Genomic DNA, 14,365 nt, shown 5'->3' with positions numbered 1-14,365 from the left:
AATCCTACAGTTGCCAAGCGGGTGGGCGTTTATCAAAAAAAGCAGTTAGCCCTTCTTGACCTTCCTCAGATACGCGAATTTTTGCAATACGCTCTGCGGTAAGCTCAATGAGTTCATCGGTAATTTCTTTATTTGCTACATCGTTAATTAATGCTTTTGCGGCTTTTACTGCAACAGGTCCGTTATCAATCAGCGTTTGCAGCATATTATCGAGCGCACAGTCTAAATTACCGGTTACTTGATGAATTAAACCAAGTTGCTTAGCAGTATGGGCATCAAACACTTCAGCCGTTAAAAAGTATCTGCGAGCAGCGCGCTCACCAATGGCTTTAATTACATACGGGCTAATAACCGCAGGAATAAGGCCAAGCTTTACTTCACTTAAACAAAATTGCGCATCGTCTTTACTAAGGGCTATGTCGCAACAGGCTATTAAGCCCAGAGCACCACCAAAAGCAGCGCCTTGCACAGCGCAAATTGTAGGGTGTGGCGAGCTTGCTAATACCTGCATTAATTTAGCTAATTGCATTGAATCAGCTAGGTTATCGGCGTAGTTGTTATCCGCCATTGATTTCATCCAGGCTAAATCGGCACCAGCTGAAAAATGCTTACCTTCTGTTTTTAAAACCAAAGCACGAATATCAAGCGTATTTGCATGTTCAATACACTGAATCAGCTCGTGTATTACTTCACTGTTAAATGCGTTTCTTTTTTCTGGGCGACTTAACACAAGTACAGCCACATTAGATTTTGTTATTTGTAGTGTTACTGACATTTTGCGCTCCGGTTACATTCTAAATACGCCAAATTTCGAATCACGTTTTGGTGCGTTATTCGCAGCCGTTAACGCAAGCCCTAATACATTACGCGTATCGGCAGGGTCTATAATGCCGTCGTCCCACAAGCGTGCGCTTGCGTAATACGGATGACCTTGCTCTTCGTACTGATCAATAATTGGCTTTTTAAAGTCACTGATTTCTTGCTCGCTCATGCTTTGACCTTTGCGTGCTAAACCATCTTGTTTAACTTGCGCCATTACACCCGCTGCTTGCTCGCCGCCCATTACCGAGATACGGGCATTAGGCCACATCCACATCATGGTTGGTTCAAATGCACGGCCACACATTCCGTAGTTACCTGCGCCGTAAGAGCCGCCAATAAGTACTGTAAATTTAGGCACGTCAGCACACGAAACCGCCATCACCATTTTAGCGCCGTGCTTAGCAATGCCTTCGGCTTCGTATTTTTTACCCACCATAAAGCCGGTAATATTTTGTAAAAACACTAAAGGAATATTGCGCTGAGCACACAGCTGAATAAAGTGCGCGCCTTTTTGCGCCGACTCACTAAATAAAATACCGTTATTAGCCACTATGCCAACGGGGTTGCCATAAATGCTGGCAAAACCGGTGACTAACGTTTCACCAAAGTAGCGTTTAAATTCATCAAATGATGAGTCATCTACTGTGCGGGCTATTACTTCGCGTACATCAAATGGCTTTTTAAGGTCGGTGCCTACAATGCCGTAAAGCTCGTTAATATCGTAACGCGGTGGTTTTACATCTTCTAGCTCTTGTTTAAGTAACTGAGCGGTAGGGCGTGTGTAGTTAATGCGCTCAATACATTGGCGCGCAATAGACAGGGCATGAGCATCGTTTTCAGCGTAGTGATCGGCAACACCCGACACTTTACAGTGCACATCGGCGCCGCCTAGTTCTTCGGCGGTTACTTCTTCGCCTGTTGCTGCTTTTACAAGGGGCGGACCGGCTAAAAATATAGTGCCTTGATCTTTTACAATAATGCTTTCATCGGCCATTGCAGGTACGTACGCACCACCTGCGGTACATAACCCCATTACCACGGCTATTTGTGGAATACCTTTACCCGACATACGGGCTTGATTGTAAAAAATACGACCAAAATGCAACTTGTCCGGAAATACATCGTCTTGCTCAGGCAGGTTAGCACCGCCCGAATCCACCAAATAAATACACGGTAAGTGGCAGCGCTCTGCGATGTCTTGTGCGCGTAAATGCTTTTTAACGGTAAGCGGAAAATACGTACCGCCTTTAACCGTGGCATCGTTTGCAATAATCATGCATTCAATGCCTTTAACACGGCCAATACCGGCTACAACACCGGCGCACGGTATTGCTTGTTCGTACACACCAAAGGCAGCAAATTGTGAAATTTCTAAAAACGGTGAGCCTTCGTCAATTAACGTACTTATACGGTCGCGTACAAATAATTTACCACGGCCTTCGTGGCGCTCCTTTAATGCAGCGCCTCCGCCTTGGCTAATTGTTGCTACTTTGCTGCGTAAATCATCCACCAGCGCCGACATGTTTTTATGGTTTTGAACAAACGTTGGATCGTGAGGATTAACGCTCGATTTTAAAATCGTCATGGTTTAATCCTTAACGGCTTTCAGTGAAAAGTTCGCGGCCAATAAGCATGCGGCGTATTTCTGATGTACCTGCACCAATTTCGTATAATTTAGCATCACGAAGCAGGCGGCCTGTTGCGTATTCGTTTATGTAGCCATTTCCGCCTAAAATTTGAATCGCATCAAGCGCCATCTTAGTCGCAAGCTCTGCGGCATATAAAATGGCACCGGCAGCATCTTTACGGGTTGTTTCACCACGGTCACAAGAGCGAGCTACCGTATACACATATGAGCGCGCAGCATTCATTTGTGTATACATGTCGGCTACTTTTCCTTGAATTAACTGAAATTGGCCAATAGGGGTGTCAAACTGTTTACGCTCGTGAATGTACGGTACTACTATATCCATACATGCTTGCATTATGCCAAGCGGGCCTGCTGCAAGTACTACGCGTTCGTAATCAAGGCCACTCATAAGTACTTTAACGCCTTCGTTTAAGTTACCTAAAATATTTTCCTCGGGTACTTCACAGTTTTCAAATACTAGCTCACAGGTGTTTGAGCCGCGCATGCCCAGTTTGTCGAGCTTTTGCGCTGTAGAAAAACCAGGAAAGTTGCTCTCTACAATAAACGCGGTAATGCCTTTAGCACCGGCGTTTAAATCTGTTTTAGCGTAAATAACTAACGTGTGTGCGTCGGGGCCATTGGTGATCCACATTTTGTTGCCGTTTAAAATGTACTTATCGCCTTTCTTTTCGGCTTTAAGTTTCATCGATACAACGTCAGAGCCCGCATTAGGTTCACTCATTGCAAGGGCACCAATGTGCTCACCACTAATAAGCTTTGGTAAGTATTTTTCTTTTTGAGCTTGTGTACCGTTACGGTTAATTTGATTAACACACAGGTTTGAATGTGCTCCATAGCTTAAACCTATAGAGGCACTGGCACGGCTAATTTCTTCCATAGCAATAACATGTTCTAAGTAACCTAAACCGGCGCCGCCAAGTTCTTCAGATACGGTCATACCCAGTACACCCATTTCGCCCATTTGTGTCCAAAGTTGATTTGGAAAAGCGTTATCTAAATCAGTTTTCTCAGCAAGCGGGGCAATCTCCTGACTCGCAAAACTGTTTACGTGGTCGCGGATCATATCGGCGGTTTCGCCTAGGCCAAAGTTCATTTCTTTATATAGTGAAATAGTGCTCATGATTCATTCCTGTGTGACGTGTGTGTTGTCAGTGTGTTGTTATTTTAAAATAAACTTACTCGTCTATTTTATTAAGCGTGTCTCTGCAGCGGCGCTCGGCCGTCACCAACTCCATAAGAACAACTTTAATGTCGTCCATTTGTTGAGATAGGTCAGACTTTTTATCGGCTATTAAATCAAGCATGGTAACCAGCTGCTTAGCACTCGACTTATCAGCGTCGTACAGTTCAAACAAACGGCCTGTTTCAGCAAGCGTAAAGCCCAATCGTTTACCACGTAATATTAGTTTTAAACGCACTTTGTCGCGTTTTGAATAAATACGTGTTTGACCATTACGATCAGGCGTTATTAACCCTTGATCTTCGTAAAAGCGAATAGAGCGGGTTGTAATGTCAAATTCTTTAGCGAGTTCGCTAATGCTAAATGTTTGTTCATTACTAGCCGGCATTTTGGCTGAGCTTGCAAAGTTTGTTTGATTATCTGGTTTCATAATTGTATTTACCTCATTCGAATAACTCCAATATAAGTGAAGTTTACGTAAAGGTAAAGCTTGGTGTGTTTTGAAACTATTTACAAAGGAGTGTTGGCGCGAAGAGTTGACTTATTTTATTAATTTTCAGTAGGTTAATTTTATTTCCTCAGTGTGGCCTAACAGCTGGAAAATAATGCTTACACTTATAAAACTAAAAATTAAGCTGTTTTTAGTTGACGTTGGCGTAAACGTTAGTATTGTGTGTAGGTATTAAATAATAAATGAATACTAAATTAATAGAGCAAATATACTAACAATTATTTGCATTAAATTACAACGGAGTTAGTTATGACTTTAGAATCAGTGGTAATTGTAGCAGCAAAACGCACCCCAATGGGTGGTTTTATGGGAGCGTTAAGTGATGCGCAGTCTACCGAGCTTGGCGCTACCGCCATTGCCAGTGCACTTGCACAAACTGGTTTAGCTAATGATGCAATAGATGAAGTAATTATGGGCTGTGTATTACCAGCAGGGCTTGGGCAAGCGCCCGCACGCCAAGCAATGTTAAAAGCAGGCCTTGCACTTAGCACTGGCGCTACAACAATTAACAAAGTATGTGGCTCTGGTTTAAAAGCCGCCATGCTTGCAAACGATTTAATTAAAGCAGGCTCTATCCAATCTGCCATTGCCGGTGGCATGGAAAGCATGACAAACGCACCGTACTTTATTCCAAAAGCGCGTGGCGGTATGCGAATGGGTCACGGCGAAATAAAAGATCACATGATGAGCGACGGCCTTGAAGATGCTTACGATAACAAAGCAATGGGTTGTTTTGCACAAGACACCGCCGACGAATACGGCATTGGTCGCGAGCAAATGGATGCATTTGCATTAGGCTCATTAAGTAAAGCAAAAGCAGCAATACAAAATGGCAGTTTTGATAACGAAGTTGCCCCGCATACGATGCAAACACGCAAAGGCGATGTAACAGTTTCGATTGACGAGCAACCAGGTAACGCCCGCCCAGAAAAAATTCCAAGTCTGCGTGCAGCCTTTAAAAAAGACGGCACCATTACAGCCGCTAATTCATCGTCAATTTCAGACGGTGGCGCGGCGCTTATATTAATGAGCGAATCAAAAGCAAAAGAGCAAGGCTTAACACCGCTTTGTAAAATTGTAGCGCACAGCACGCATTCTCAAAAACCAAGTGAATTTACAGTAGCGCCAGTAGGTGCAATAAGCAGCGTGCTTGAAAAAGCGGGTTGGGCTGTAAACGATGTTGACCTTTGGGAAATTAACGAAGCATTTGCCATGGTAACCATGCTGGCTATTAACGAGTTAAAACTTGATGAAAGCAAAGTAAACGTTAACGGCGGTGCATGTGCATTGGGTCATCCAATTGGTGCAAGCGGCGCGCGTATTTTAGTAACGCTTATTCATGCCCTTAAAAACCGAGGCCTTAAAAAAGGCATTGCGTCTTTATGTATTGGTGGCGGTGAAGCGGTTGCTATGGCCGTAGAAGCGTACTAATTAAGGTTACATGAATAGCTAGACGAATACTTTAACGAATAACTATAAAGGCGCTGCACTAATAATACTAACAAAGCGGCGCTACCAATTTTAAAAGAGAACACACAACTCACACACTAGGATTTAATCATGCACCAAGTACCACTACTTATTAATGGCGAATTTATTCAATCAGCGTCAAAAGAGCTTATCGATGTTATAAACCCAGCAACTCAAGAAGTACTTGCACAAGTGCCATGTACCACCGAGTCAGAAATGGACGCAGCAATTACCTCAGCCTCTGAAACGTTTAAAACATGGAAAGACGTACCCATTACTGAACGTGCTCGCATTATGATGAAGTACGCGGCGCTATTAAAAGAACACCATGATGAGCTTGCTACCATTATTTGCCATGAATTGGGTAAAACATTTGAAGATGCAAAAGGCGATGTTTGGCGTGGTATTGAAGTAGTAGAACAAGCTGCTAACGCGCCATCATTAATGATGGGTGAAACAATGGAAAACGTAGCGCGTAAAATCGATACGTATTCTTACATGCAGCCACTTGGCGTGTGTGCAGGTGTTACCCCATTTAACTTCCCTGCAATGATCCCACTTTGGATGTTCCCGCTGGCTATTGTGTGTGGTAACACCTTTATTTTAAAACCGTCTGAGCAAGATCCACTTACACCAATGCGCTTAGCAGAGCTATTTATTGAAGCCGGCGCACCAAAAGGGGTATTACAAGTTGTTCACGGTACAAAACCACAAGTAGACCGCTTACTAGAAGATAAAGCAGTGCGTGCTATTTCGTTTGTTGGCTCGTGTGGTGTAGGTGCTTATATTTATTCTAAAGGCACACAAAATCTTAAACGCGTGCAAGCGTGTGTTGGCGCTAAAAACCACATGGTTATTATGCCTGATGCAAGTAAATCGCACGTTGTAAATAACTTAGTAGGCGCATCGGTCGGTGCTGCTGGCCAGCGTTGTATGGGTATTTCGGTTGCTGTATTTGTAGGTCAAGCAAGTCAGTGGGTAGATGAAATTAAAGCAGGCTTTGAAAATGTACGCCCAGGCGTGTGGGATGATGCTAATGCAGCATATGGTCCACAAACATCAAAAGCAGCAAAAGCACGTATTTTATCACTCATTGCCGGTGGTAAAAAGCAAGGCGCTACCTGTTTAATTGATGGTTCTGACTTTACGGTTGAAGGGTATGAGCAAGGTAACTGGGTTGGCCCAACGTTATTTACTGATGTAACCAAAGAAATGGATTTATACAAAGAAGAAATATTTGGTCCTGTACTGGCGTGTATGTTTGTAGACACGCTTGATGAAGCAATCGCACTTATTAACGACAGCCCTTACGGTAACGGCACCTCATTATTTACGTCAAGCGGCGCAGTAGCTCGTAAATTCCAACACGAAATTGAAGTAGGCCAAGTAGGTATTAATGTGCCAATTCCGGTGCCACTTCCGTTCTTTTCGTTCACTGGTTGGAAAGGCTCGTTTTATGGCGATACTCACACGTACGGTAAACAAGGCATTCGTTTTTACACAGAAACTAAAACGATTACCTCACGTTGGTTTGAAGACGACATTGCGTCGGGTCCAAATATGAGCATTAACTTAAAATAATCGTAATTAAAAAATGAGTAAATAAAAGAATAATTAATAATAAAGATGGGCGCGAAGGCTACTTCACACACAACACACAACACACATAAGCCTTCGCCGCTCGTCACGAACTACTCCCGTGACGGGAGACACTAACAACACAACTAACACAATTAAAGAGGTCTACCATGGACTTTAACTTATCTGAAGATCAACAAGCCTTTGCGCAAACTGCACGCCAATTTGCCGAGTCAGAACTTGCCCCCTATGCAGCAAAATGGGATCGCGAACATATTTTTCCTAAAGACACGATTAAAGCAGCAGGCGAGCTTGGTTTTTGTGGTTTATACACGCCAGAGGAAGCGGGCGGCCTTGGTTTATCACGTTTAGATTCGAGCATTATTTTTGAGCAGCTTGCTATGGGCTGTACCGCAACAACGGCCATGTTAACCATTCATAATATGGCCACCTGGATGGTAGCAAGTTTTGGTACCGATGCAGTTAAAGACAAATACGTAGAGCAATTAGTAATGGGCGAGTTACTTGCCTCTTACTGTTTAACAGAGCCAGGGTCGGGTTCAGACGCCGCATCACTTAAAACAAAAGCCGTACTTGAAGGTGATGAGTACGTTATTAACGGCTCAAAAATGTTTATATCGGGCGCGGGCGAAACCGAAGTATTAGTTGTAATGGCACGTACAGGCGGCGAAGGCGCTGCGGGTATTTCGGCATTTGTAGTGCCTGCCGATGCAAAAGGCGTTGAATACGGCAAAGCTGAGGAAAAAATGGGTTGGAACGCACAACCAACACGCCTAATTAGCTTTGAAGATGTACGCATTCCTGCGCATAACTTATTAGGCGCAGAGGGCGAAGGCTTTAAATTTGCGATGCAAGGCCTTGATGGCGGCCGAATTAACATTGCCACATGTTCAATTGGTACAGCGCAAGCGGCGCTTAATACAGCCCGTGAATATTTAAAAGAACGTACACAATTTGGTAAACCATTGGCTGCGTTTCAAGCATTGCAATTTAAAATTGCCGATATGAACACCGAGCTTGTAGCTGCGCGCCAAATGGTTAGGCTTGCTGCATTTAAACTTGATAATAACGACGTTGAAAAAACCACTTACTGCGCCATGGCTAAACGCTTTGCTACTGATGTTGGCTTTACCGTGTGTAACGACGCACTGCAAATTCATGGTGGTTACGGTTACATAAAAGAATACCCGCTTGAGCGCCATGTACGTGATGTACGTGTTCATCAAATTTTAGAAGGCACTAACGAAATTATGCGTGTGATTATAGCGCGCCGAATTTTAGCTGAGTCTGCAAACGACGTTTTATAAGGAGCAATGTATGTCAGAATCTAAATCTAATCCGAGTATTGAACTAACAACCGAAGGTCATGTTGCTATTTTAACGATGTCTAACCCGCCAGCAAACACCTGGACAAAAGACACCCTAGTTGATTTAAAAAATACCGTTAACGCGCTTAATAATAATAAAAATATTTATGCATTAGTACTGACAGGTGAAGGCGAGAAGTTTTTTAGCGCAGGTGCCGACCTAAACGTATTTGCTGGTGGCGATAAAGGCGTAGCCGCCGATATGTCGCGTGTATTTGGTGAAGCATTTGAAGCGCTTACTAATTTTAGAGGCGTGTCGGTTGCAGCCATAAACGGCTATGCAATGGGCGGCGGGCTAGAAGTCGCCCTTGCGTGCGATATACGTATAGCGGAAGAGCAAGCACAAATGGCGCTCCCTGAAGCTAAAGTTGGGTTGTTACCGTGTGCGGGTGGCACACAAAATTTAGCATGGCTAGTTGGCGAAGGCTGGGCAAAACGCATGATTTTATGTGGCGAGCGCCTAAAAGCTGATAAAGCTCTGCAAATTGGCTTAGTAGAAGAAGTAGTACCACAGGGTGAAAGCTTTGCGGCAGCATTAAAACTGGCCAACCAAGTGGCCGATCAAAGCCCCACCTCAGTTGCAGCATGTAAAACATTGATTCAAAAAGGGCGCCATCAACCAATGGCAAGTGTATTGCCTCTTGAGCGCGAGTTATTTGTTGGTTTATTTGATACCGAAGATCAACAAGAAGGCGTAAATGCCTTTTTAGAAAAACGCCGCGCTAACTGGGTAAACGGCTAATGAGTGCTTTAACAGTATTAAATAACGCCGATGAGCCCGTGGTATTTGAAACCGCAGCCGCAGAAAATGGCAGTTTAATTGGACTTATTACACTCAACGCGCCAAAAGCCTTAAATGCACTTAATTTTGACATGATCAAATTACTTGAGCCGCAACTGCGAGCTTGGCAAGACGATGATGCTATTGCAATGGTGTTGTTAAAAGGCGCTGGCGATAAAGCATTTTGTGCTGGTGGCGATGTTGTCAGCCTTCATCATGCAATGGCGCAAGGTAAACCAACAAGCCTAGTTGAAGAGTTTTTTACACTAGAGTATAAACTTGATTACCTTATTCATACCTTTGATAAACCAATTCTTGTTTGGGGTAACGGCATAGTAATGGGCGGCGGCTTAGGGTTAATGGCCGGTGCTAGCCACCGCGTCGTAACTGAAAAATCACGCATTGCCATGCCAGAGCAAACCATTGGTTTATACCCAGATGTAGGCGGCAGTTACTTTTTACATAAAATGCCACAAAGTGTCGGGTTATTTTTAGGGCTAACATCGGCCTCTATAAACTGCGAAGACGCACGTTTTGTATCGCTTAGCGATCACTTTATCGATAGCAATAAATATGATGCCATGCTTGCACAAATTTTAACTGCCAAGTGGGATAAAACAGCAAATTCAAATCATGACAGGCTAAATCATGAGCGATTAACCGATTTACTCACCGATTTAGACAACCAGTCGGCGTGTATGCCCAAAGGCAATATAAAGGCTAACCTAAAAACGATTCAAAGACTGGGTGAGTTTACAACCTTGCAGGAGCAAGTTGATTACATTTTAGGGCTAACCACTGACGATAAGTGGCTACAACGCGCCCAAAAATCACTTAAACATGGCTGCCCACTAAGTTGTGCACTTGTAAGTGAGCAATTAAAAACAAGCCAAGGCAAAAGCTTATTAGCGTGTTTTAAAATGGAGCTGGGTATGTCGGTTCGCGCTGGCGAAGTAGGTGAGTTTCAAGAAGGTGTAAGGGCGCTACTAATAGATAAAGACGGTGCGCCAAATTGGCAATACAAAACACTTAGTGATGTACCACAAACAATAATAGATAGCTTTTTTGCTAACCGCTTTGGCGAAAATCACCCGCTCAATGAGCTTGCTGTTAAATAAAATTGGTATCTAAAAGGAACAACTATGAGTAAATTAAACATAGGTTTTATTGGTTTAGGTAATATGGGCGGCCCAATGGCGGCTAACTTAATTAAAGCTGGACATACTGTTAGCGTGTTCGATTTAAACCAATCGGTCGTAAATGAGCTTGCAAGCAAAGGTGCAAAAGCAGCGGTTGATGCAAAGCACTGTGCAACTAATGCTGACGTGCTTATTAGCATGTTACCTGCGGGCAAACATGTTAAATCGCTTTACTTAGGTAATAACGACGACAGCGGTTTAATTAACGTGCTGAGCAAAAGTACATTAGTAATTGACTGCTCTACAATAGATGCAGAGTCAGCTCGTATTGTAGGCAGTGCGCTTGGCGATCAGGGCATAAACTTTGTAGATGCACCGGTGTCGGGCGGCGTTGCAGGCGCAACTGCAGGCACACTTACCTTTATTGTAGGCGGCGAAAAAGCAGCGTTTGATAAAGCAAATACAGTGCTTAGTGATATGGGTAAAAACATATTTCATGCAGGCGATATTGGCGCAGGGCAAGTTGCCAAAATATGTAACAACATGCTACTTAGCATTTTAATGGCAGGCACCAGCGAAGCACTACAAATGGGCATCAATAACGGCCTCGATCCTAAAGTACTTAGCGACATAATGACCGCAAGTTCTGGCCGTAACTGGACGCTTGAACTTTATAATCCTTGTCCAGGTGTAATGGACGGTGCACCTGCAAGTAACGGTTATAAACCAGGCTTTATGGTTGATTTAATGGCTAAAGACTTAGGGCTTGCCATGGAAGCCGCGCAGCAAAGTAATTCAACAACCCCAATGGGTTCAATGGCTAAAAATTTATACACTATGCTACAGCACCAAGGTGCGGGTAGTGATGACTTTAGTGCTATTTTTAAACTGTTTTCTAAGTAGGAGCAACGCGTGGAAATTAAAAATAACACGGTAGTAATAACCGGTGGCGCACAAGGTTTAGGCTTTGCAATGGCGCAAAAGTTTGCTCTTATGGGTGCAAATATCGCTTTAATAGATATGGCACAAGACTTATTAAACACCGCATGCGAGCAACTTATGCAACTAATGCAGCTTGAAGGTGTAACTAGCAATATAAAAGGGTATGCCGCAAACGTAACAAATGAGAGCGAAGTAGAAAACGTATTTAATACCATTAACAGCGATTTTGGTCACATTGGCGTCCTTATAAACAACGCCGGTATTTTACGCGATGGCATGTTTATAAAAGCAAAAGACGGTAAAGTCGTTAAAAAAATGTCTCTTGAGCAATTTCAATCCGTGATTGATGTAAACCTGACAGGTGTGTTTTTAGCAGGGCGCGAAGCGGCAAGCCACATGATTGAATCAGGTAAAGGCGGCGTAATCGTTAATATGTCGAGCGTAGCGCGAGCAGGTAACATAGGCCAAACAAACTACGCGGCATCAAAAGCAGGCGTAGTGGCACTTACCACCACATGGGCTAAAGAACTTGGTCGTTTTGGTATACGTGTAGGCGCTATTGCACCAGGTGTAATAAGCACCGCCATGACCGACGCCATGAAGCCCGAAGCCAAACAGCGTATGCTTGCAGTAACGCCAGTCGGGCGCTTAGGCGAAAGCGACGAAATTGCGCATACTGCACAATACATAATCGAAAACGACTTTTTTACCGGTCGCGTGGTTGAAATAGACGGCGGTATTCGTTTGTAAACCGAACTGAATTAAGGTTTATTTAAAAAGCATGGTTGTTGTGGACTGTGCTTTTTTGTTTTAAATCGGGGAGTTTATAACCTTGAAAAAGGGCTAACAACGGCGTTGACAATTTGTTGTAAAACATGAGTAGGATACCCGTTGAATTAAAGCGTAGAACATTCTAGCGTTCTAATTAACTGCGTTAAAAACTTCTCATATAGACAAACAATATAACTAAATTTTTGCCTTGTTACTGAGATATTTATAATCTTGAAAAAGGGCTAATAACACCGTTGGCACCTTGTTGTAGTACATGCGTATATATTTGTGTAGTACGCACATCACTATGACCTAGCTGTGTTTGTACTGTGCGGATATCAGCGCCGCTTTGCAGCAAATGCGTAGCGAAAGAGTGACGCAAAGTATGTGGCGTAACGTGTTTATTAATTTCAGCTTTTGTTGAAGACAGTTTAACTGCCTTTCTTACCCCTGAATGATCTAAGTGGTGACGTCTTATTTCTCCTGTTTCAGGGTCTGTACTTAATTTATGTGATGGGAACAAAAACTGCCATTGTAAAGACTTATTAGCGCTTGGGTATTTTTTACTAAGTCGATGAGGCATCCATACACCGGCGTACGCATCATTTTTTAAATCTAACTGTAAATATTCATCAACTTGAATTATTTGATTTCTTAGCATTGGTATTAATTCTTCAGCAAGTGTCACAATACGATTTTTATTACCCTTACCGTTCCAAATGCGTATGTTTTTATAGTCGAAGTCAATATCTTGAACTCTTATTTTTACTGCTTCCATCAGCCGTAAACCACTTCCATATAGCAGGCTTGCTATCAAATAATGTCGTTTATTTATATTTCTAAAAAATAGCGATACCTCAGTCTGTGTAAGTACGACAGGAAGTTTCTGTTGGCGGTTACTTTTAACGAAATTTAAATCTAATGAGAGCTCATTCTTGATAATATGTTTATATAAAAAAGCTAGTGCATTTAAAGCGGTTGCTTGTGTTCTCGCTGCTACTTTTTTAGTGACTGTTAAGTGATTTAAAAATATTTCAACTTCATTATTGCCCATACTGGTAGGGTGCCGCTTATTATGAAAATGGATATAGGCAGTAATCCAAAATACATAAGTTTCGATAGATTTTTTAGCATAGTGATGGCTATACATATAGTTGATAATACTATTAAGAAAAGGGGATTTAGTTTTCATTTTAATTCTCAATTAACTGTATTTATATACAGTATTGACATTTTTCCTCCTAAGTCAAGAAATGAGGACATTTTCCTCTTTTCTGCATTTTAATAAAAGAACAGCCTGACTTAAAGTTTAAAGCTGGCAATGTGTTACAGGATTTGTTATTAATATTAAAAATAATTAAGAGGACATACATTGCTCATAAAAAGAGGAAAGTGTCCTCTGATAAAGCTGTTATGTGGTTTGAAGCATATGAGTAACCTCACAGGTTTAAATGACTCTAAATTAATTTCTCTTTATGGTGAATTAATCACGGAGTTAAAAAATAGAAATATCATCAGAACTAAAAATGTTGTTGGAGATCTAGGTGAGCGCTTTGCAATAGATTATTATTCAAGCTCCGAACAACTTGAAAGTTTATCTGATGCGCCAACAAGCGCAAAAAGTATTGATGCCGTTGGTGAAAAAGGTAATCGGTATGCCATAAAATCAATTACAGGTAATTTAACTGGTGTATTTTATGGCTTGCCGCACCGAGATTCAGATGAAGTGCCAGAAAAATTATTTGATTACTTATTAATTGTAGTTTTTTCTGATAATTATATGGCGCAAGTAATCTATGAGTTAACTTGGCAACAATTTCTTGTTCATAAAAAATGGCATAGTCGAATGGATGCTTGGAATGTTTCAGTTAATAAAAAAGTAAAAGAGCAAGCTAATACTGTATACGAAACAACCACATAACAAGCTGTTCAAGAGGGACAAAAAACAGTTTGCTGTTTCGTTCCTCAACATTTTAGCAAACAATTTTTTGCCCCTTAACAGGGCGTTGAGGCTGTAGAATTACTCTTTTTAGGAACGTATCCAACTATTCTTGATTGGTTGCTTTTTAACCTTGAATCCATCTGTTCGCTGTGATCTAATAGATATTATTCACCCACGGTAAACTGTTATG

At 42.2% G+C, this 14,365-nt stretch carries 13 protein-coding genes; 8 read left to right on the top strand and 5 right to left on the bottom strand.

All coding sequences use genetic code 11. The features are described from left to right. Window positions 1-4: 4 nt before the first annotated feature. The 4 genes from AAEY68_RS02740 to AAEY68_RS02725 are packed head-to-tail and all read right to left on the bottom strand — an operon-like array spanning window position 5 to window position 4,083. Window positions 5-775, bottom strand: a complete 771-nt coding sequence (locus tag AAEY68_RS02740) for an enoyl-CoA hydratase/isomerase family protein (RefSeq protein WP_024592403.1) — start codon at window positions 773-775, stop codon at window positions 5-7. Window positions 776-787: 12 nt separating this feature from the next. Further along, window positions 788-2,407, bottom strand: coding sequence for a carboxyl transferase domain-containing protein (locus AAEY68_RS02735; protein WP_350585426.1), 1,620 nt, complete (start codon window positions 2,405-2,407; stop codon window positions 788-790). A 10-nt stretch (window positions 2,408-2,417) separates the two neighbouring features. Then, a complete protein-coding gene (locus tag AAEY68_RS02730; RefSeq protein ID WP_024592404.1) occupies window positions 2,418-3,593 on the bottom strand; it encodes an isovaleryl-CoA dehydrogenase in 1,176 nt (391 codons plus the stop codon). A gap of 55 nt (window positions 3,594-3,648) precedes the next feature. Next, window positions 3,649-4,083 carry a MerR family transcriptional regulator gene (locus AAEY68_RS02725; protein ID WP_024592405.1) on the bottom strand — a complete coding sequence of 145 codons (435 nt, stop codon included), beginning with the start codon at window positions 4,081-4,083 and terminating at the stop codon, window positions 3,649-3,651. 330 nt (window positions 4,084-4,413) lie between these two features. Here AAEY68_RS02725 and AAEY68_RS02720 point away from each other — a divergent pair, with 330 nt between their 5' ends. From AAEY68_RS02720 to AAEY68_RS02690, 7 genes are all read left to right on the top strand, one after another. After that, entirely contained in the window at window positions 4,414-5,595 is a 1,182-nt protein-coding gene (locus tag AAEY68_RS02720; RefSeq protein WP_024590172.1) for a thiolase family protein, read from the top strand. Window positions 5,596-5,724: 129 nt separating this feature from the next. Next, entirely contained in the window at window positions 5,725-7,215 is a 1,491-nt protein-coding gene (locus tag AAEY68_RS02715) for a CoA-acylating methylmalonate-semialdehyde dehydrogenase (RefSeq protein ID WP_024592407.1), read from the top strand. A gap of 167 nt (window positions 7,216-7,382) precedes the next feature. Further along, window positions 7,383-8,540 carry an acyl-CoA dehydrogenase family protein gene (locus AAEY68_RS02710; RefSeq protein ID WP_007580235.1) on the top strand — a complete coding sequence of 386 codons (1,158 nt, stop codon included), beginning with the start codon at window positions 7,383-7,385 and terminating at the stop codon, window positions 8,538-8,540. Between the two features lie 10 nt (window positions 8,541-8,550). Next, window positions 8,551-9,342, top strand: a complete 792-nt coding sequence (locus tag AAEY68_RS02705) for an enoyl-CoA hydratase (RefSeq protein ID WP_169060213.1) — start codon at window positions 8,551-8,553, stop codon at window positions 9,340-9,342. Then, window positions 9,342-10,499, top strand: a complete 1,158-nt coding sequence (locus tag AAEY68_RS02700) for an enoyl-CoA hydratase/isomerase family protein (protein WP_024592408.1) — start codon at window positions 9,342-9,344, stop codon at window positions 10,497-10,499. Before AAEY68_RS02705 ends, AAEY68_RS02700 begins: the two co-directional genes overlap by 1 nt. A 24-nt stretch (window positions 10,500-10,523) precedes the next feature. Next, window positions 10,524-11,423: a 3-hydroxyisobutyrate dehydrogenase gene (gene mmsB / locus AAEY68_RS02695; protein WP_166418994.1), complete on the top strand. Its 900-nt coding sequence runs from the start codon at window positions 10,524-10,526 to the stop codon at window positions 11,421-11,423. Window positions 11,424-11,432: 9 nt separating this feature from the next. Next, complete coding sequence (locus AAEY68_RS02690) at window positions 11,433-12,212, top strand: SDR family oxidoreductase (protein ID WP_024592410.1); 780 nt, start codon at window positions 11,433-11,435, stop codon at window positions 12,210-12,212. A gap of 244 nt (window positions 12,213-12,456) precedes the next feature. On the opposite strand, the gene AAEY68_RS02685 is transcribed toward AAEY68_RS02690, so the two are convergent. Continuing rightward, entirely contained in the window at window positions 12,457-13,425 is a 969-nt protein-coding gene (locus AAEY68_RS02685; protein WP_024592411.1) for an integron integrase, read from the bottom strand. A gap of 237 nt (window positions 13,426-13,662) precedes the next feature. Between AAEY68_RS02685 and AAEY68_RS02680 the strand changes: the two genes are divergently transcribed. Further along, window positions 13,663-14,154, top strand: a complete 492-nt coding sequence (locus AAEY68_RS02680; RefSeq protein ID WP_350585425.1) for a hypothetical protein — start codon at window positions 13,663-13,665, stop codon at window positions 14,152-14,154. Window positions 14,155-14,365: the final 211 nt, after the last annotated feature.

Origin of the sequence: Pseudoalteromonas sp. RB2-MNA-CIBAN-0110, from assembly GCF_040309305.1 — a bacterium.
Classification (GTDB): Bacteria; Pseudomonadota; Gammaproteobacteria; order Enterobacterales; family Alteromonadaceae; genus Pseudoalteromonas; species Pseudoalteromonas arctica.
Note: the sequence above shows the minus strand (reverse complement) of the source record. Positions and strands in the feature narration are given on the sequence as shown.

What these genes read in the sequence shown, in the direction of transcription:
- AAEY68_RS02705 (WP_169060213.1), top strand. Translation starts at nt 8,551, where the DNA reads ATGTCAGAATCTAAATCTAATCCGAGTATTGAACTAACAACCGAAGGT.
- AAEY68_RS02725 (WP_024592405.1), bottom strand. Translation starts at nt 4,083, where the DNA reads ATGAAACCAGATAATCAAACAAACTTTGCAAGCTCAGCCAAAATGCCG.
- AAEY68_RS02710 (WP_007580235.1), top strand. Translation starts at nt 7,383, where the DNA reads ATGGACTTTAACTTATCTGAAGATCAACAAGCCTTTGCGCAAACTGCA.
- AAEY68_RS02735 (WP_350585426.1), bottom strand. Translation starts at nt 2,407, where the DNA reads ATGACGATTTTAAAATCGAGCGTTAATCCTCACGATCCAACGTTTGTT.
- AAEY68_RS02685 (WP_024592411.1), bottom strand. Translation starts at nt 13,425, where the DNA reads ATGAAAACTAAATCCCCTTTTCTTAATAGTATTATCAACTATATGTAT.
- AAEY68_RS02740 (WP_024592403.1), bottom strand. Translation starts at nt 775, where the DNA reads ATGTCAGTAACACTACAAATAACAAAATCTAATGTGGCTGTACTTGTG.
- AAEY68_RS02730 (WP_024592404.1), bottom strand. Translation starts at nt 3,593, where the DNA reads ATGAGCACTATTTCACTATATAAAGAAATGAACTTTGGCCTAGGCGAA.
- AAEY68_RS02700 (WP_024592408.1), top strand. Translation starts at nt 9,342, where the DNA reads ATGAGTGCTTTAACAGTATTAAATAACGCCGATGAGCCCGTGGTATTT.
- AAEY68_RS02680 (WP_350585425.1), top strand. Translation starts at nt 13,663, where the DNA reads ATGAGTAACCTCACAGGTTTAAATGACTCTAAATTAATTTCTCTTTAT.
- AAEY68_RS02720 (WP_024590172.1), top strand. Translation starts at nt 4,414, where the DNA reads ATGACTTTAGAATCAGTGGTAATTGTAGCAGCAAAACGCACCCCAATG.
- mmsB (WP_166418994.1), top strand. Translation starts at nt 10,524, where the DNA reads ATGAGTAAATTAAACATAGGTTTTATTGGTTTAGGTAATATGGGCGGC.
- AAEY68_RS02715 (WP_024592407.1), top strand. Translation starts at nt 5,725, where the DNA reads ATGCACCAAGTACCACTACTTATTAATGGCGAATTTATTCAATCAGCG.